At 38.2% G+C, this 19,240-nt stretch carries 16 protein-coding genes and 1 riboswitch; of the genes, 7 read left to right on the top strand and 9 right to left on the bottom strand.

Annotation, left to right across the window (positions count from 1 at the left end):
- The first annotated feature begins 13 nt into the window (after positions 1 to 13).
- From FC64_RS06730 to FC64_RS06710, 5 genes are all read left to right on the top strand, one after another.
- A complete protein-coding gene (locus tag FC64_RS06730; RefSeq protein ID WP_057907153.1) occupies positions 14 to 703 on the top strand; it encodes an alpha/beta hydrolase family protein in 690 nt (229 codons plus the stop codon).
- A 426-nt stretch (positions 704 to 1,129) separates the two neighbouring features.
- Complete coding sequence (locus tag FC64_RS06725) at positions 1,130 to 2,020, top strand: metal ABC transporter solute-binding protein, Zn/Mn family (protein WP_057907152.1); 891 nt, start codon at positions 1,130 to 1,132, stop codon at positions 2,018 to 2,020.
- Between the two features lie 7 nt (positions 2,021 to 2,027).
- The gene (locus tag FC64_RS06720) at positions 2,028 to 2,690 is read left to right on the top strand and encodes a metal ABC transporter ATP-binding protein (RefSeq protein WP_057907151.1); all 663 of its coding nucleotides are present in this window, start codon (positions 2,028 to 2,030) and stop codon (positions 2,688 to 2,690) included.
- On the top strand, positions 2,690 to 3,490 hold the full coding sequence (locus FC64_RS06715) for a metal ABC transporter permease (protein ID WP_057907150.1): 801 nt from the start codon (positions 2,690 to 2,692) through the stop codon (positions 3,488 to 3,490). Before FC64_RS06720 ends, FC64_RS06715 begins: the two co-directional genes overlap by 1 nt.
- Before the next feature lie 119 nt (positions 3,491 to 3,609).
- Positions 3,610 to 3,702: riboswitch (THF riboswitch) on the top strand.
- 48 nt (positions 3,703 to 3,750) lie between these two features.
- A complete protein-coding gene (locus FC64_RS06710; RefSeq protein ID WP_057907149.1) occupies positions 3,751 to 4,293 on the top strand; it encodes a folate family ECF transporter S component in 543 nt (180 codons plus the stop codon).
- A 28-nt stretch (positions 4,294 to 4,321) separates the two neighbouring features.
- On the opposite strand, the gene FC64_RS06705 is transcribed toward FC64_RS06710, so the two are convergent.
- Positions 4,322 to 5,533 (bottom strand): multidrug efflux MFS transporter, encoded by a 1,212-nt coding sequence (locus FC64_RS06705; protein ID WP_057907148.1) that lies wholly within the window; start codon positions 5,531 to 5,533, stop codon positions 4,322 to 4,324.
- Positions 5,534 to 5,631: 98 nt separating this feature from the next.
- The gene (locus FC64_RS06700; RefSeq protein ID WP_057907147.1) at positions 5,632 to 6,216 is read right to left on the bottom strand and encodes a uracil-DNA glycosylase family protein; all 585 of its coding nucleotides are present in this window, start codon (positions 6,214 to 6,216) and stop codon (positions 5,632 to 5,634) included.
- A 230-nt stretch (positions 6,217 to 6,446) separates the two neighbouring features.
- Between FC64_RS06700 and FC64_RS06695 the strand changes: the two genes are divergently transcribed.
- On the top strand, positions 6,447 to 7,982 hold the full coding sequence (locus FC64_RS06695; protein ID WP_057907146.1) for a C40 family peptidase: 1,536 nt from the start codon (positions 6,447 to 6,449) through the stop codon (positions 7,980 to 7,982).
- Between the two features lie 58 nt (positions 7,983 to 8,040).
- Here FC64_RS06695 and FC64_RS06690 read toward each other — a convergent pair whose 3' ends face one another.
- The 6 genes from FC64_RS06690 to FC64_RS06665 all read right to left on the bottom strand — a co-directional run bounded on the left by FC64_RS06690 (position 8,041) and on the right by FC64_RS06665 (position 14,825).
- Positions 8,041 to 9,828, bottom strand: coding sequence for an alpha amylase N-terminal ig-like domain-containing protein (locus FC64_RS06690; protein ID WP_057907145.1), 1,788 nt, complete (start codon positions 9,826 to 9,828; stop codon positions 8,041 to 8,043).
- 17 nt (positions 9,829 to 9,845) lie between these two features.
- Positions 9,846 to 11,411 (bottom strand): bifunctional metallophosphatase/5'-nucleotidase, encoded by a 1,566-nt coding sequence (locus FC64_RS06685; protein ID WP_057907144.1) that lies wholly within the window; start codon positions 11,409 to 11,411, stop codon positions 9,846 to 9,848.
- A gap of 133 nt (positions 11,412 to 11,544) precedes the next feature.
- Complete coding sequence (gene phnE / locus FC64_RS06680; protein ID WP_057907143.1) at positions 11,545 to 12,330, bottom strand: phosphonate ABC transporter, permease protein PhnE; 786 nt, start codon at positions 12,328 to 12,330, stop codon at positions 11,545 to 11,547.
- Positions 12,331 to 13,119, bottom strand: coding sequence for a phosphonate ABC transporter, permease protein PhnE (phnE, locus tag FC64_RS06675; RefSeq protein ID WP_057907142.1), 789 nt, complete (start codon positions 13,117 to 13,119; stop codon positions 12,331 to 12,333). It lies immediately after the preceding gene.
- Positions 13,112 to 13,876, bottom strand: coding sequence for a phosphonate ABC transporter ATP-binding protein (gene phnC, locus FC64_RS06670; RefSeq protein WP_057907141.1), 765 nt, complete (start codon positions 13,874 to 13,876; stop codon positions 13,112 to 13,114). Before phnC ends, phnE (FC64_RS06675) begins: the two co-directional genes overlap by 8 nt.
- 22 nt (positions 13,877 to 13,898) lie before the next feature.
- Complete coding sequence (locus FC64_RS06665) at positions 13,899 to 14,825, bottom strand: phosphate/phosphite/phosphonate ABC transporter substrate-binding protein (RefSeq protein WP_057907140.1); 927 nt, start codon at positions 14,823 to 14,825, stop codon at positions 13,899 to 13,901.
- A 380-nt stretch (positions 14,826 to 15,205) separates the two neighbouring features.
- Here FC64_RS06665 and FC64_RS06660 point away from each other — a divergent pair, with 380 nt between their 5' ends.
- Positions 15,206 to 16,186, top strand: coding sequence for a stealth family protein (locus FC64_RS06660; protein ID WP_202987284.1), 981 nt, complete (start codon positions 15,206 to 15,208; stop codon positions 16,184 to 16,186).
- 35 nt (positions 16,187 to 16,221) lie between these two features.
- Here FC64_RS06660 and FC64_RS06655 read toward each other — a convergent pair whose 3' ends face one another.
- The gene (locus FC64_RS06655; protein WP_057907138.1) at positions 16,222 to 18,879 is read right to left on the bottom strand and encodes a YfhO family protein; all 2,658 of its coding nucleotides are present in this window, start codon (positions 18,877 to 18,879) and stop codon (positions 16,222 to 16,224) included.
- Positions 18,880 to 19,240: the final 361 nt, after the last annotated feature.

Genomic DNA, 19,240 nt, shown 5'->3' with positions numbered 1-19,240 from the left:
ATGAGGAATTTAAATGACTGAATTTTTTTACGAACCAACCACTGAACAACTCCCGCATTTAAGTTTAAATCATGAATATTTACCGCATCATTTTGTCCACGTTCTTGTTCCCCCAACTGCCAAATTTAATCCGTTGATCATTTTCATTGGGGACAGTCAAGAACAGCTTCACATTATTCCGCTTTCCCACCTAAGCAGTCACGGATTCACGATTGCAATGCTGTCAGCTGACCAACTAACTGGTGATCTGCATCAGCAAGTTAGTGAAATTAAATCCGCGATCCGTTTTTTGCTTCTACACGCTGCCCAATTTTCAATTGATACAAACCGCGTTTTCATCTGGGGCGAAAATCACGGTGCTAATCTGAGTGGAATTACTGCTTTGACTGTCAATGATCCAAAATGGAATGCTGAAGACCCGCGTGTTCTTCCGCTCCGTTTGCGGGCTGGATTCTTATTTGGCGCATCGAAATATGATAAATTGACCGCTATGATTCCAGCTCATAAACGACCAGCATTGTTTGTCTATAACGGAGAATGCGACTCATTTGATGAATCATCCCGGGACCGATTTATACATACTTATCATCTTCAAAATGAAGCTCAAGATTTTATTTTGAAAAACACGACCAGCGGAACCAGTGCATTTTATACGCCATATATGCTGACAACTATTGAAAGCCAGCTTCGAAAATATTTATAAATAAAAAAATGACTTTTTTATAAAAAGGATTGACACTCGATCAAAGCCACGTTACTATATAGACATTGATGAAAGAACTTTGTGAGCTTCCATCTCCCCCTAGATTCGACTCACATTAGTATAAGTTCTATTCATCATCACTTACTCCTTTTTTCTCTGCACTATACGGTGATGTATAATGCAGAGTTTTTTTATATCTTCCTGTATCCTATGAGGGCTATTTTTACTCTTTTTTCACTTCACAAAAAATTCAATAAAAAAATTTAAATCGTAATCCTCGTTTTTCACTTTCTGATAAACAAGCAATTCAATTAAATTTCTAAATCGTAATCCCAATCTAACAGACTTTTTACTGTTGACACGCCTAGGTTGCCCCCTTATTATCTAAAAAGTAATCATTACTAATTTCATTAAAGGAGCTACTGAATGAAGAAATTTTCAAAACTATTTTTATTAGCTGTTAACGCAATTTTACTCACGTTTTCTTTAAGTGCTTGTGGAAAGCAATCATCTGCTAAAAAAACATCAGCTGATAAAATCAACGTGGTTGCAACGACCGATTTTTACGGCAACATCGCCCAGGAAGTTCTCGGCGATCACGGAACCGTAACGTCAATCATTAATAGTCCAAACGTTGATCCCCATGATTTTACTCCAACAACCGCAACTGCAAAAAAAGTTGCTAAGGCAAATCTTGTAATCGAAAACGGAGTTGGATACGATACATGGGTCAATAAACTGCAAGCTAGGAAAATTCTTTCGATCGGAAAAGTCGTTGGTGCCAAAGATGGTGATAACGAACACCTGTGGTACAATCCCGATAACATTGAAAAGTATGTTGACGCATTAGCTATCCAATACGGTCGGCTTTTGCCTCAAGACGTCGCAGTCTTCAAAAAGAACGCGGCTGCTTATAAAAAGAAATTAAACGTTCTTAATCAAAAAATGGATCAAATCAAAAACGAAAAGCATAATGCAAACGTCGCAGTCAGCGAGCCGGTCTTTAATTACGCTCTCCAAAAAATGGGCTTCAAGGTTACTAACAACCATTTTTCCCTTGCAATCGAAGAAGGATCAGATCCGTCATATACTGATATTCGTGACTTGCAAAACAGTATTAAAGAACACAAAATTGCATTTTTTGTTTTAAATAAACAGGATGATAGCAAAATTGTTAATAATATTGCTGACCTTTGCCGTAAAGAAAACATTCCGGTCTTAGAAGTTACCGAAACAATGCCAAAGGACGATAACTACATCGAATGGTTCAGCAATGAATTAGATCAACTCGCTAAAATCGTTCAAGCAAAGAGGTAGTCATCATATGCAACCAATCTTAGAAGTTGAAAATTTAGATATTAAAGTCCCTGACCGAACGCTTTTCCGGAACCTGAACTTTGTGATTCCGCGAAATGAATTAACATGCATTACGGGCGAAAACGGCGTTGGCAAATCTACCTTGATCAAACATTTGATTCAGGATCTGAACCGCAACTCAACGATTCATGCTCAATTTGCGATTCCGCACGATAAAGTTCAGTACGTCCCGCAATTGCGCAATATTGACGATGAATATCCGCTCAATATTCATGACTTTGTGGCATTAGGATTTAAGCATCGCATTTTGCCTTGGAACTCAAAAGCCATGAAGCAACGCTTACGAGAAATTTTGGATGAAACAAAATTAACCCGCATCCAAGCGCGACCGCTTGGAAAAGCTTCCGGCGGTGAAAAACAACGTGCCTACCTTGCCCAAGCATTATGCGCTGACCCGCAGCTTTTAATTTTGGATGAAGCTACGGCGAACTTGGATCAATCAGCCAAGCATTTTCTTTTGCAGCTTTTAAAGTCGATCATGCAAAGTCATGATCTTACCGTGATTTTTATCACGCACGATCCAGAACTGATTAACGCATATGCTGATAACGAGTTGCACCTTGAAAATCAAACTGCAACAATGACTAAAATGAAGAAAGGAGAAAATTAATGTTTAATTATGCTTTTATGCAATATGCATTCATTGCTGGAATATTTATCGCATTAATTTGTGCTGTGATGGGCGTTTTCGTAATTGCCCGGCAAACGTCATTCTTTGCCCACACGCTTTCTGAAATCGGCTTTTCCGGTGCAAGTTTTGGTGTGTTTGCGGGGATTTCACCACTGGCCGGAATGTTACTTTTTACCTGTTGCAGTGCATTATTCATCGGCTTTTCCGGTGAAAAAGTTAGTCGACGCGAATCATCAATCAGCGTTTTTTCAGGAATTTTCTTAGGCCTGGGAGTTCTTTTCCTATCACTTTCCAACAAGCAAGCCAACTACGCAACCAGCATCTTATTTGGAAGCATCGTCGGTATTGATGCTGCTAATCTGCGTGATCTCGTTTGTTTGAGTATCTTCTTATTGATTCTGATTTTCTTTACTTTCCGGAAATTAGCTTTCAATTCTTTTGACGCTCAAGGTTCTGAATATAACCAACGGTATAACAAGTTAATCTCGATTCTCTTTCTCTTAATGCTTGCGCTAACTGTCAGCATTACGGCGCAGATTATTGGAGCATTGCTGATCTTCGTTCTGCTTACGATTCCAGCATCCGCCTCCAAGTACTATGCGCATTCATTATGGAAAATGATCGGCCTGACTTTTATCTTTGCAATTACCGGAATTTGGCTTGGGTTATATTTAAGCTATTTAACTAACTGGCCCGTTAGTTTCTTTATCACGGTAATTGAAGCGTTGATTTATGGCAGTGCCATTTTAAAGCAGAAAATTGATGATCATCACAATTAATATAATTCGATTAATCAAACATCAAATCAGTAATAGTGTTCACTAATGAGTGAACATTATTTTTTTATATTAAAAATTTATATGGAATTCAATTTGTCAAAGTGCTAGAATAAATCACAACAGGGGTAGGATATATTTTGTAAATGGCCAATGGAACGGAATGTGAACGTTGGCAGAACCTTAACGGGCGATTTATATCCGCATTCACCAAAATTCATGTCTGGTGTATGTCTCCCCCTCATCCTTGGGAGGCTTTTTTGATGAAAAAATTATCTTGGAAGAGTCCGAAACTCAATGTTCGGAACATTACATTATCAGCACTGTTAATTGCAATTCAAATTGTTCTTAACAAAATTGCAATTGGTGATCCCGCCGTTTTTAAAATCGGGATTGGTTTTATTGGAACAGCATTAATTGGTTACCTTACTGGACCATGGCTTGGAGGAGTGATTCTCGTCTTAGTTGATATCATTTCAAATACCGTATTCAGTTCCGGCGGCGTCTTCTTCCCCGGATTTACCTTTTCGGCATTTATCAGCGGAATTATCGCCGGTGTATTTCTCTATCACCAAAAAATCACCTGGCAACGAATTTTTTTATACGAATTTATTCAAATCTTAATTTCAAACGTTATCTTTACAACGCTTTGGGTTTATATTTTGAGCATGACCTCACCGCATCATATGACACTAACTGCTTTATTGGCTGTTCGACTTCCAAAGGAAATTATCTCATGGCCTATTCAAGCAGTAGTTGATCTTTTAATCTTAAAAGCTGTATCAAAAACTAAAATCGCAAAATAAAAAATGGTTGGCAGTTGCCAACCATTTTTTATACTTTCTTTGCATCAATTTCTTTTGTACTGTGATGAACCCATCCAATATTAATCAAAACCAATAGGGCCGTTGATAAGAACACCCCGCCGTAACCAAATGCCCCTGAAACCGTTGAACCAATCAGTGGACCAAAAATGTTTCCCATAAACTGAGCTGATTGATTATAGCTGAATACCCGACCTGAGTATTCATTTGGCGAATACTTCGCTAATAATGTCTGAACTTGTGGGAGCAATGCTGCATCCGAAATTCCAACTAAGAACCGTAAAATTCCTAATTGCCAGACATTCGTTACAAAGGCTTGCGGAATGTAGACTAACATTGCAAAGACCAAACCGCCACGTAAAATTTTCTGCGTTCCGATTTTATCGCCCCATGTTCCGAACAACGGGGCTGCAAATAAAGTTGCAATCCCTGGTAAAGCCGCAATGATCCCGCTGACCATGTCAACACTATGTCCGCCATGCAATAATTGTTGAACATACAAACTAATGACTGGTGAAATCGAGTTATTTCCAGCTTGAATAATCAAAGTCGTTATAAACATTCCAATAATTACTTGGGGATATTCAAGTGACTTGAATAATTTACGAGCCGGAAGCGCCTTTTCTTTTGAAACGGGTACAAAGTTCCGTTCGTGAACTAAAAATAAAGTCAACGTAAATACCGTTGCATATGCCAATCCGGTTAAGAAAAAAGTTATTCGATAGCCAAACGTTCCGGCAATTGCTCCGCCAAATAATGGTCCAAGAAGCATTCCCGCTGTTGTTCCGGTTGACAAAGTACTCAACGCCTTCCCGCTGTGTTTACTTGGAACTTGAGAAGCAATCAATGCAGAAGTATTTGCAACGTATCCTGCAAAGAATCCCTGAAGTAACCGCAAAAGAGCTAACTGCCATACATGGGCAACTAATCCCATCGAAGCCATCATAATTTCCATTCCAGCAGCTGAAATCAACATAACTTTCTTCCGACCATATCGATCAGCAAATTTTCCCCAAATCGGTGCCATCCACGATGAAACTAAAAATGTTGCTGAAAAAACGATTCCGCTCCAAAGATTCAATTGCATCCGATTAAAATGTCCTAACGTCTTAATATATAAGGACATAAACGGCATGATCAATTGGAATCCCATTCCAACAATAAAGTTTCCAAACCAAAGAACCTGCAAGTTCTGTTTCCATTCTGGAATTTTTGCTTTCAAAGTCTCACCTCATTCTAACTATTTGTAAGTAAATTCATAGTCTACTATTATACACGTTTTTCAAAAAAAAATAACTTTTAAGGTGAGTTTTTAGAAAATTATCTCAAGAATTGATCAATTCGTTGCTTTAAATCTGGTAAGACCTCTTTTTCAAACCATGGATTACGACTCATCCATAATTGATTCCGTGGTGAAGGATGAACCAACGGGAAATATTGTGGCAAATAATCTTGATAATTATGAACAACATTCGTTAGTTTTGTTGAACTTTTAAGGTGTAAATAATGTTTAGTTGCGTAACTTCCAACTAATAATGTTAATTTTAAATTCGGCATGGCTTCTAACAACCGCGGGTGCCATTTTTCAGCAAATCCCTTCCGTGGTGGAAGGTCACCTGATTTCCCTTTGCCTGGGAAATAAAAATCCATTGGAAGAACCGCGATCTTACCCGAATGGTAAAATTCATCGTGACTAACTCCCATCCAATCACGAAGCCGATCACCGCTTTTATCATTCCATACAATTTGGGTATCTTGAGCAACCCTTCCTGGAGCTTGACCGACAATTAAGATCCGGGCATCCGCATCGGCATAATATAACGGATCAATCCCTTTTTTCGTGTATTCCTGATTCATTGGATCTGCTTTGATTTCTTCAAAAATCTTTTGAAACTGATCTTCCATTTTTCTCCTCCTAAAATCCTTAATCACCCTTATTATAGTAAAAAAATAAAGATGTAACAGAACTGTAAACTATGAAGATTATGTTAACTGCTCTAAATTGCATTAGATCAGCATTTTCATTGGATTAATTTTTTTATATGTATTTTTGATAATTTGACGCATTATGTAAAGCACTTTAAAATACAATATGGGTGTATTTTTAAAGTCTATAGTTATAGGAGTGAAATTTTTTGAAAAAAACAGCAAAGAAACTCGTCGCAGGAACGGTAGGTGCTGCTGGCTTATTCCTAGTTTCAGCTGCAACTGCAGTTAATGCTGACTCTGTTCACCATGTCATCAAAAACGACACTGTATGGAATTTATCTCAAAAGTTTGGAGTTTCAATTAAATCAATTGAACAATTAAACCACATTGATCAAAATACCAATATGATTTATGTTGGCCAAGATTTAAAAATTCCAAATAAGGACACACAAACTCCAAAGAACAACACACATACATACACTGTTCAATCTGGAGATTCTCTTTGGGCAATCGCTCAAAAATTCAATACAAGCGTTGACCACTTAAAACAATTAAATGGTTTAACATCAAGCTTAGTCTATGCTGGTCAAACATTAAATGTTGATGGGCAAGCTATTGCACAACCGGCTAAGGCTGCAACACCCGTCCCAGCTAAGACAGTTGCTCAACCGGTTCAACAACAAGCACCAGTTGCAAAGGCTTCAGTTACTTCATCAACTCAAAAAGCAGCTCCAGTTGTTTCATCTGTTAGCTCTGCAACTCAAGCACAACCTGCAACAAGTTCAGTTGCAACTTCTAAGGTTGCTCCTGCAGTTACAAGTTCTTCAGCAACAACTGTTTCAAGCTCACAAGCTCCAACTTCAAGTTCTACTTCAACTTCAGTAAGTTCAAGTAGTTCTTCACAACAAACAGTTGTAAGCAGCTCAAGCTCACAAACTTCAGTCGCTTCATCTGCTGTTAGCTCTGCAGCTCCAGCTTCATCTGTTAGCTCACAAAGCAGTTCAAAGCAAGCCGTAATCGCTGCTAACCACACAACTGCTACAGTTAAGTCAGGGGATTCACTTTACGCAATCGCCCAAGAATATGGTGTATCGATTGCTTCATTACGTGAAGCCAACCCGAACTTAGGAAACTCATTAACAGTTGGTCAAAGCTTGATTGTCAATAATCCAACTAAGAATCCTGCAGTTGCTTCATCTTCATCAAAACAAGCTCAAGCAAGCTCAGCAAGTTCACAACAAGCTCCTCAAACGCGTGAAGCTGCTCCACAGGTACGGACAACTAGCAACCAACAAGCTGCTCAAAACAACAATCAACAACAAAACAACAGTAATAACCAACAAGCTGCTCAAGTAAGTTCACAAGCACAACAGAGTTCAACAACACGGACAGGCAGTGGAAGCAATGTTGTTTCATATGCTGAATCATTAATTGGAGTTCCTTATGTGTACGGTGGAACAACACCAAATGGTTTTGATTGTTCAGGGTTTGTTCAATATGTATATAATCACTTTGGTAAAAGTTTGCCGCGGACAACAACACAACAAGAAAATTGTGGAACTCAAATTCCGGTAAATCAGGCACAACCTGGAGACCTATACTTCTGGGGCTCTAAAGGGTCTGCATACCATGTTGCTATCTGTGTTGGTAACGGTAAATACGTTGCCGCTCCAGAACCAGGTCAAAGCGTTTCAATTGGAAGTACACAATACTTCCAACCATCATTCGCTGTTCGATTATAAAATTAGAATTAATTATTAAAATAGGCTGTGACAAAAGTCACAGCCTATTTTATAGGGTTTAAACTTTTAAAATCACAAATCCATTTTGAGCAATTTTATTTTCATCTTCCATTAAGTTCTGACTCAAAACGATTTCTGAGTTTTTCGGGATAACGACCTTCACGCTACCATATCCAAAATTAAACAAACAGAATAATTTTTGATCATTGTATTTACGCGTGAGCGTAAAATAACGATATTTGTTACTTAACTGTCCCCATTCAAGAGTACCTTCATTTAGCAAATCTGCATACTCCCGCCGCATGGCAATTGCACTTTTCATAAATTGTAACATTGATGAAGATTGCTCTTCATCCTTCCATTTCATCGGTGCAAGATTCGCGGGAACGTCCTCCCCAGTTACTCCAACCTCAGTACCATACATAAACGATGGAATTCCAATTTGCATAAAAGTAAATGCAATGATTGCCCGCGCCAAGTCCTCTTCGCTATTACACTCACTGATCAACCGCGGAGTTACAAAGTTTTCAACTTCGTTGATCAATGTTTGATTCGTATAAACAGTATTCTTCATTAATGCATCGTTGATACGCGAAATCATTTCCGTAACGCTTAACTGATGAGTAACAAAGAAGTCATGAATGATCGTATAAAAGTCAACATTATTGGCACTATCAATATATCCCTTTGCTAAATCACCATTTGGCAAATGTTGATATTGTCCCATTACAACAAAATCAGCCTTAATACTATGCATTTGTTGAGTCATCAAGTTTAAAAATGTTTGATCAATTTCATCAGCGTTCAAAATTTCCCAACCATCAATATCAAAAGTCTCAATCCAATACCGGGCTGTTTCCAATAAATATTGTTGAACCGCTGGACTTTGTAAATTTAGTTTTGGCATATGAATATTACCATCAACTGTTAAATAATATTTATTTGGGTCTTCATTTTTATCTGGAACTTGAACTGGAAACTGTCGCACCTTAAACCAACTTGCAAATCGTGATTGCGCTCCGAGACGTTGAACATCCTGCCATTGAAGTGCCATATCACTCATTCGATCAAGCGGTAATTGAACCATTACACGCATTCCATGCTGATGAGCCTTTTGCACAAATTCACGGAAAAGCTCTTTTGAACCAAACATATAACTTAAATCATAAAAATCGACCGGATCATTTTTTTGATTAGAATATGATGCAAAGATCGGTGAAAGCTTAATGCCGTTGATTCCAAGTTCATCAAGATAATCAAGATGATCGATCACACCTTGCAAATCACCGCCATAAAAGTTTGTCGCCGTTGATTTATCCAGATCCCACCGCGCTTTTTCAAGCGGTTCGTTGTTTTCGTCACCGTCAGCAAACCGATCAAGCATTATTTGATACCATACAGTGTGTTTCGTCCACTCAGGATTTGAATGCATTAAAAACATGTTTTGATAATACGGCGTATTAAATGGTGTTGCCTTTTCCAAAAAATCAGCCATATAAGGACGGACATTGACCGTATCATAAAGCAGTTCACCATCATGATCGCCAATCAAATGGAAAAGATATTGGGTTCGTTCCCGGACCTTAACTGGAATTGTGATTTCCCAGTAGTCATACAAATCCGTCTTTAAAATACACTGCATCGCTTCCACGTTTGGCCGGATGATTTCCATATCTTCACGGTCAGCCGCTAACTTTTGTTGTTTAATGCGATCCAGTCTTCCGTAAATGATTTCGACCTGGTGTACATCTGCATGTTTGGTTCGAAGTCGAATTCGAAACTGGTTTTTGCCCGCCAAGTAAGCCATTTCGCTTTCCGGGCGGTGATAAATTGCCGCCTTTTCCATAAACTAATTCCTCGCTTTTACTTCATAATAATCTTTAGATTTGTTGGTTGAACTGCCTTGATTTTAGGGTGTTTTTGCAAGTATGCAATAATCATTCGCGGCATTTCGTTTTCAACCTGCTTAACCATTTTATCCATACTGTACATTGGATAATCACCACCGCCAACAGCTCGGTACTGGTTGATTGCAACGTTTAATTCATCGGTATCTTGGACATCCTTTCCGTGATACTTTAATTCAGTTACCCGGTGTCCTTGCGGTTGACGTAAATCAAAGGTGTAATCAATTCCTGAATAGTAATCATAATTGTATAACTGCATCTTCGGGTATGAAAAGTCTTTTGAAACGCTAAGCTTTCCGTCGCTGCCAACTTCAAAGAATGATGCACAGCGTTCCAGCGCCGCCTTAAGGTCTTTTCCAGTAATCTTTTCAACAACTAAAGTATTTGGGTAAACGTAACTGTTCATGACATTGCGAATCGTAACTTCATGGCCTAATCCAGTAACCTCATCATTAAACAAAGCAGTTCCGGCAATGTCAGCTCCCGTAGCATCCATTTCAACTTTATTAACCAAATCGAGATAAGCGTGCCCGTGTAACCGTGCTTGCATCGGATCATGAATCTTCATATCACCGTCAATCGTTGTCAATGTTTGATCAAGCCAGTCTTCAACATCGTTGCGCCAATCAGCAGTCAAGGCATTCATCCACATTTCTTCATCAGCATCGGCCGTGTCGATCAGTTCGGCCTTTGAACCAATGACTTGTTTCTGATCATTCAATTCAAGCGTTATGCAACCAACTTTTTCGCCGCGGAATCCTGGTTGAGTCGTTGGAATTCCATTAACTACTTCCGCAATTTGACGGTGTTGGTGTCCAGTAACTAATGCATCGATTCCTGGAACCTCCGTTAATAATTGATAACCTTCGTTTTCGCCCGTCAAACTCTCAGTAGGCTCACCGGTTGCCAAATCACGTTCAAATCCGCCGTGATATGCAACGACAACGATATCAGCCTTTTTTCGCAGTTTGGGAACGTACTTTTGCGCAGCCTTTAACGCCGGTTCGAATTTCCAGCCTTTAATATGGTCAGGTTGTTCCCAATGTGGAATATATTGCGTTGTCAATCCTAAAACGCCGATTTTAACTCCATTTTTTTCAATGATTTTATAAGGAGCATCGATAATATGGTAATCTGGACCTTCTTGCATGTTCGCGTTTAAAATTGGATAATTTCGATCTGCAAGCGTTGGGTTCAAATAATTTGGACCATAATTAAACTCATGGTTTCCTAAAATTCCAACATCTGCTTGAAGGTGATTGACCATCTTAACCAAATCAAGGTTATAGTGCTTTTCATTATAAGTCTGATATGCGTAATCTGTCATTGGCGAACCTTCAACAAAATCCCCATCTTCAACGTATAATACGATATCACCGTCTTGTTCCGCTTGACGCCGAATCTTTTCAATAACCGCGCCAGCCTTTAAGTAACCTAATCCATGATAGTCATTTCGACTTGTAAAATTCGTGGGATAAATATATCCGTGAACATCACTTGTTGATACAATCTTAATTTTCATGACGACACTCCTTCTCAAATTTTACTTATAATTTAATTTTACCCTTTTCGATCATTAAAAATAAAGTAAAGACATTAAAAAAAGCGGCAATAACAAAATAAAGAGGCTGGACTAAGTCGCAACCTCTTATTTTTTAACCAAGTTTTCTTCTCAAAGTTCCTGAGATCCAGTCAATCACCGTAACCGTCACTACGATTCCTAAAAGAATAATGCCGACCCGACTCCATGTCCGAGTTTGAATTGCGAACAACAATGGAGTTCCGATTCCGCCAGCACCAACCATTCCTAAGATTGAAGCTGAACGGACTGCAATTTCAAACCGGTACAAAGTGTATGACAAGAACTGCGGCATAATATCCGGCAACGTTGCTAAGAAAAGTGCATCACTTTTCGTTCCGCCAACAGATAAAATTGCTTCTTCGGCCCCATGATCCATGTTTTCCAGTGATTCGCTAAAGAGTTTTCCCAGCATCCCAATCGAGTGAATCGAGACGGCTAAAACCCCAGCAAAAGCCCCTGGGCCAACCGCTTTAATAAACATAATTGCAAGTACGATTTCAGGAAATGTCCGGATAAATACCAAAATAAATTTTCCAATCTTTGATCGAACCTGAAGATGCTTTGATGACCGGGCTGCTAAAAATGCAAAGGGGACACTTAAAAATGCTGAAACAAATGTTCCGAGAAAAGCAATCGCTAAAGTTTGAATAATCAGCGACACTAAATCTTCACCACTGCCATTATAGACGTAATGCCAATCCGGATGACATATTCCGTTGAAAATTGACTTTGTAACTTGAACTGCTGACGATTGGATCCCGGATAAATTCATTCCAAGAATTGCCCACACATACACTGCAATGATCAGGATTCCCCAGAATATCCAACCATACTTTTTATTTTTCGATGCTTTACTCATTTAATCCAATTTCTCCCGTAAATAATTACTTAACCCATCAATTATTAAAACAACAATTAACGTCGCAAGAATAATGATTGCCGTTTGACTATAATTAAAGGAATCTAGCGATTGCTGCAACAGCATTCCAATCCCCCCAGCGCCTAAGTATCCTAAAACCGTTGATGCTCGTACATTGATTTCAAACGTGTAAAGGAAATAACTGATAAAGTTTTCAATTACTTGTGGCAAAACGGCAAAAACGATAATCTGAAAATAATTTGCTCCGGCTGCTCGTAAAGCTTCGAGTTGCCCATCGTCAATTGTTTCAATTGATTCGTAAAACAGTTTGGAAATCATCCCGAATGAAAAAATTGCTAATGTCCAGACTCCCGCACTCGGGCCAATTCCGACGATTGCAACCATAATAGCTGCTAAAAGTAAATCTGGTAACGTCCGAACAAGATTTAAAATAAAGCGAATTATTCCGCGGACCACTGGATTTTTGACTAAATTACGCGCTGCGACAACTGAAAATGGCACTGCAATTAAAGTTCCAATCGTTGTTCCAACAATTGCCATTTGCAATGTTTGAATTACCGGCTGGATAACAATTTGAATATATTTCCAATCCGGATGCGCCATTTTACCGATCAAACTGAAGAATTGACCAATATTACTGAAAAACTCTCCCCAGTTAACCCCGGTTAATGCTGCTGAACCGCAAAGCAGAACAATAAATAAAACTGACCATACAACTAATTTAAGATGGAACCGCTGTGCAAACGATCTTTTAGGTACTTCATTCATTTTCCTTTGCCGCTCCTTCATAAATTGAATCAAAGTCCGTTTCTTGAACTTCTGCAATTGATTTATCGTAAACCAATTCCCCAGCCCGTAAACCAATAATTCGATCAGCATATTGCATTGCCAGCGGAACCGAGTGCAAGTTAACAATCACTGTTATTCCTAATTTCCGATTAAGTTCCTTTAACTCATCCATAACGGCTTTTGTTGTTAACGGGTCAAGCGAAGCAATCGGTTCGTCGGCTAACATGATTTTCGGATCCTGCATTAATGCCCGTGCAATGGCGACCCGTTGTTGTTGACCGCCAGAAAGTTCGTCAGCTCGGGAATAAATTTTATCTGCCATTTTAACCTGTTTCAAGGCATCAACTGCTTTTTGCTTATCTTCCTTTGAAAATAAGCCCAGCACTGACTTGAAGGTTGAATAGTAACCCACTCTTCCAGATAAAACATTGCGTTGAACAGATGAACGTTTTACTAAATTAAAGTTTTGGAAAATCATTCCGATTTTCCGCCGCAATTTTCGAAGTTCTTTTCCCTTGTAGTGAATGATCGATTTCCCTTCAATCAAAATGTCGCCATCTGTGACATCATGCATCCGATTAATCGTTCGCAATAGTGTACTCTTACCGGCCCCGGATAACCCAACAACAACCACAAATTCACCTTTTTGAATTGTTAAATTAATGTTTTTCAGGCCAACAGTCCCACTATCATATACCTTGCTGACATTTCGAATCTCAATTAACGGTTCTTCCATAAAAAATGTTCAACCTTTCCAATTATTGATTGATTTTTTGAACGATCTTATCGTATTTTCGAACAGTATTAAAGTCGCTGTCCTTAGCAGGTACATATCCTTCATGTTGATATACACTTGAAATGATTGCATGTCCCTTCTTTGACTTCGCAATGTTTTGGAAGGCCTTAATCAACTTCTTCTGGAATGCGGGACTCATATCGCCACGAACAGAAATCGTATCATTTGGAATTTTAGGCGTTGTGTAAATCGAAACTACCTTTTTCATAACGTCAGGTGCGTCCTTCTTTACAAGGTTCCGAGCGCCTTGGAAAATGAAGGCAGCATCTGTATTGCCATTATAAACCGACATTACAGCTTGGTCATAACCTTTAACTTGAACCGTTTGGATATGATCCTTATTAATGTTGATTCCATGTTCTTCCATGCAAGCAACTGGGAATACCCATCCTGAACTTGAAGTTGTGTCTTGAACTGCAATTTTCTTTCCCTTTAAATCCTTAAGATTTTTAATCCCACTGCCTTTACGAACAACGATTTGAGCACGATAGTAATTTACAAGTTGATTCGTTGGTTGATCATCTGGCTCTTTATAACCAAAACGTTGAGCTTGTAAAAGAACCTTAACCCCATATTGTTTGTGAGCTTGAACGTAAGCATCCGGCGGTAAGAAACCGACATCAACTTTCTTTGAACCCATCGCTTCAACGATCGTATTGTAGTTGGTTGACACAGTAACCGTTACTGGAATATGTAATTGTTGTTCCAACAACTTGGCAAGCGGTTTAACCCGGGCAGACATTTTTTGCGCATTTGACGATGGAACAAATTCCACTGTTAAATGCTTGGGAGTATAATCGCTATCCGCATGAACGCTTGAAGCGGCGGTTAATGTTACTAATCCTAAAATTACAAGAAGTGAAAGTAAAACTTTCTTGATCCTCTTCATTAAAATCCCTCTTTTCTCAAATTCATCAGTCTTATTATAGTAGAACACAAATTATAAAAGCAATACCATTTTCGATAGTTCGTTTTTAATTGATAAAATCATTCAAAATCGATTATTTTTCTTTTATATTTTTTAGAAAATTACTGATTAATCTGCATCAATATATTAATTTTTTATAAATTCGCGAACAAAAAAATAAATCAGCAATTTTTTAAGTACTAAAGTTATTTCAATAATTAATTTTTTTAAATACAAAATTCTTTTTAACATAATAAGAAAAAAATGTGAAAACTCTTGAATTTTGGCCTTAGAATTTTGTATCATACAATGGACAAAAGGATTGTACAGAGTAACTAACTATTTGGTAAAGGATGATTTATGTGAAAAACGGGCCAATTGATCTTGTCATCCCTTGGGTAAACGGAGAAGATCCTCAATGGCAACAAAAAGCAGCCCCCTATCTTTCAGTTAAAGATTTTAATGGTGAACGGTTCCGCGATTGGGGGACTTTAAAGTACCTATTTCGGAGCATTGACCAATATCTTCCATGGATTAATCAAATTTTTCTTGTTACGGATAATCAGACTCCTGATTGGCTAGATATAAATAATGCACATGTTCAAGTTATCGATCATCATGAAATAATCGAAAAGCAATTTTTGCCAACATTCAATTCAAATGCGATTTTAATGAATATCTATAAAATTCCTGGTCTTAGCGAACACTTCATGGTTATTGAAGATGATATGCTATTTACCCGTCCGTCCAGACCGGAAGATTTTTTCGTTAGTGGTCAGCCACGCGATTTTTTAATCGAATCGCCAATTTCACCTCACGAGGATTTTGCATATATTTTAATGAACACAGTAATGCTTATTAACCGTAAGTTTAATAAACGAGAAGTCCTTAAACAATTATTGAATAAATATCTCAACCCGCATTATGGGGTTCAAATTGTCCGTTCATTGGGAAGTTGCTTTTACCGATATTTTACTGGCTTTTACAATCGACATTGTGTACAGCCATATCTAAAGTCTGAATTTAAAAACGTTGTTGAAAATGTTTTTCCAACTGAGTGTCATAAAACCATCACACATCGTGTACGCGGAAAACACGATATTTCTGAATGGATCGTCCGTTATTATAATTTAGTAACTGGAAATTTTTTCCCATCTTCACCACAACGCTATCAATACTTTGAGATTGATCAATTCGAAGGCATAAAAAAAGCCATAAATAGTGAAAAATATTTTTCGATTTGTATGAACGATCGCGATATTCATCATTTTGATCAAAATATCAATTTATTACGCTCAATCTTAAATGAAAAATTTAATAAAAAATCTTCGTTTGAAAAATAAAAAGAAACGCTGTGATTCAAATCACAGCGCTTCTTTTATTTTTTCTTTTCATACCGCCAGCATAGCACTAAAATTGCCCACGTAATCAAAGTTACGATAATTCCAAGGGTTAATAGCGGTGGCCAGAACGATAAGGCTACGTGGTGCCGTCCCGGAGTCATCGGAATTGCTAAGAACGTTCCAAAGGCTTCCCGCGGTTTAACTTTTTGCCCATCAACCTTTGCACTCCACCCCTTGTTAAATGGAATCGTAGTCATCATTACATCTTTACTATGCGGAATATCAATGTCGCCTCGTAATTGCAACCGGCCATTATTGGTTAAGTTCCATTGATTGTTCATCACAGAATAAATTGTTTTTTCAAATGCTGAAAGGTTAAATTTATAAACCTCAAGATCGTTTAAATCGATCGTTTTGCCGTTATTGGGATTGATATCGATCGTGATGTCTTGTCCAGGAGTGTTGGCTGAAACGTTAAATAACGTTGGTTGAGAGCCATTTCCCATTCCCGGCATATTATTTCCATTGATCGTGATCGACGAGTTCCAAACAATTCCAGTCGTTAACTGAATATAGTATGGTTCAGCACCGACATTTTTTAGCTGAATTTCATAGGTTGATGGTTGATTCGGATCAGTGGTAATCAAATTACCATTGGCCCCACCATCTAATGTACAGTTAGTCATCTTAGTATGATAGCCAACCTTATCAAAGTATTGCCGGTGTGTTCCTGCAATCGTATTCAACAGATAACTTTGATTATCCGCTGTAAAATCACTTGATGGGAAGTTATTCTTCGATGACAAAACATCCTTTGTTGCCGCAAACCCGACCGATAATGCTAACGGATTCTGATAAATCGTTACCCCATTGATTCGTTTAACCGGACCATAGAACGAAATATCCGGCCGGTATGAAGTTGCCGGTATCACTGCATTACTATTGGCTAAATTACCAAACTGGTCAGTTGGTGCAAGGAAGTACTTAGCTCCCATGATCGAGTCGGTCAGTAACGTTCCTTCCGTGTAGTTTTCCTTTCCAAGGTAGTTCGGCTGACCCATTGAGTTCATGAAACTTGTGACTGCTGCATTTTGCGTTGAAGTAAATCCTGACAGTCCGCGATACCCCGCATTCAACGAATCGTTTTCACTGCGTTGGAAAGTCTTGCCGATTCGGTAAAACGTATGCCCGTTATCCTGGTTATTGATCCATGCAATGTCACAGTCGAGGTTAGCTACAAAATTCGTGTAGCTAACTTCGCTAGCGCCCGGGATATTCTTGATTGTTTGATACCCGTTCATCCCGCATTCAGCCACAATCAAAACAAGCATTAAGCCTGAAGATAACATCTGCAGATTAAACTTCTTAATTTGCTTGTTCCAGCCCATTAACATCCAGGTCATAATTCCAAAAATTATGATCCAGAAAATCAAAGTTGCAATCGCATTTGGAACCGTTAAAAAGTTGAACTTCTTCCGGTTAATAAAGATAACGATCCAGCAAATTACCGGAATGATAAACGTAATTACTAGCTGATAAATTTTCGGCTTTCCAAGCTTTGCCAATCCTCGCAAAGCAAGCAAAATCATCCATGTACTTACTAAATAACTAAAACGGTACGGGTAAAATACCGGATATTGGAAAGCATGCCATACTAGATCAAGCGGTTGCCAACACATTGCAAAGAACATGAAGACACAAACTAACCCAGCCGTGATTTTTTCTCTCCACGGAATCTTCTTTGCTAAAAAGTACAAAATAAAACCGCCGATAATCAAAGCACCAACAAATAAATTTGGAAACCCATTTTGAATTTGGTTATCATTGATCGTTCCAATCATGAACTTGCTGAGCATCTTCCATGGTTGGTATTCAATCACTGATTGAATCGTTTGTTGGGTATAAACCCCTTTACTCTTCGTAATATCAAAATATGTTGGCAACAGTAGAAAGGCAACAGAACCCGCCGCTAAAAGCGAACTGATACTAAAACGGGCTGCTTTCTTACCGAACGTTTTCCAGTTTTGCCATTTGCGAACGGCTGTCCAAATGAAATACAGAACTACAAAAATGCAGACCATGTATCCCATATAGAAGTTAATAAACAGCGTTAGTGCCAGAAAAACCGTATAGTAAAATGACCGATCTTCATCAAAAATCTTTTCAATTCCGTATAGGATAAACGGCAGAAGAACTAAAACGTCAAGCCACATGATATTAAATTCATTGGCAAGGATCCAGCCCATTAAGGCATAACAAACTGTTGCGGCCGGAATCCATTTTTGATCTGTCCAGTGCATCTTTTCTAAGCAATAACCAAGCGCTAAGCCGGCACAACCGTATTTGATCAGCGTCATTATCATTATTCCAACCGGCAACATGCTCTTCGGGAAGAATAATAGAATCAAGTTAAATGGACTCAATAAGTAATAAGCCCACAATCCTAATGTTTCGCCACCAATTCCATTTGTAAATGAATACAATAATTGGCTTGGATGATGCAACAATGTATCCTTATAAAACGCAAAAAAGTCAACGTATTGTTCCCCCATGTCATACGTTAATAATGAAAGCTTTCCAAAAGGATATACATGCAATATTGCATAAATAACCACCATAATGATCAAAGGTAATCCGAAGTACAAAGCTCGGCGAATAATCATTTCGCGTTTTTCCTTACTTATTTTTTTCATCGAAATACCTCTTTTCTACTAATTTCATTTTGATTCTTATTCCTTACCTGATTTACATAACGTTTTAAGTATAAAACAATCTGTTATACCTGCCAATTTTTAATTAGCCTTTCACTCCTCTGAAAAGCCCTTACTCTGAGTTATTTATATATTATTTCAATATAATTGATACTAATTATGCCCCTTTATTTTTATTAAATTCTTAAATGCTGCTGTTTACTAAAATAATCACTATAATTTCAATAAACATCCAATCACTTAACTCACACTTAAACGCCATTGAGTCTTCCCCGCTTTGGATATAAAAAATGATTCGGTAAAACTTCCGAATTGTTTTTTATAAAATTAATTGTCATAATAA

It is taken from the genome of Ligilactobacillus araffinosus DSM 20653, assembly GCF_001435375.1.
Classification (GTDB): Bacteria; Bacillota; Bacilli; order Lactobacillales; family Lactobacillaceae; genus Ligilactobacillus; species Ligilactobacillus araffinosus.
Note: the sequence above shows the minus strand (reverse complement) of the source record. Positions and strands in the feature narration are given on the sequence as shown.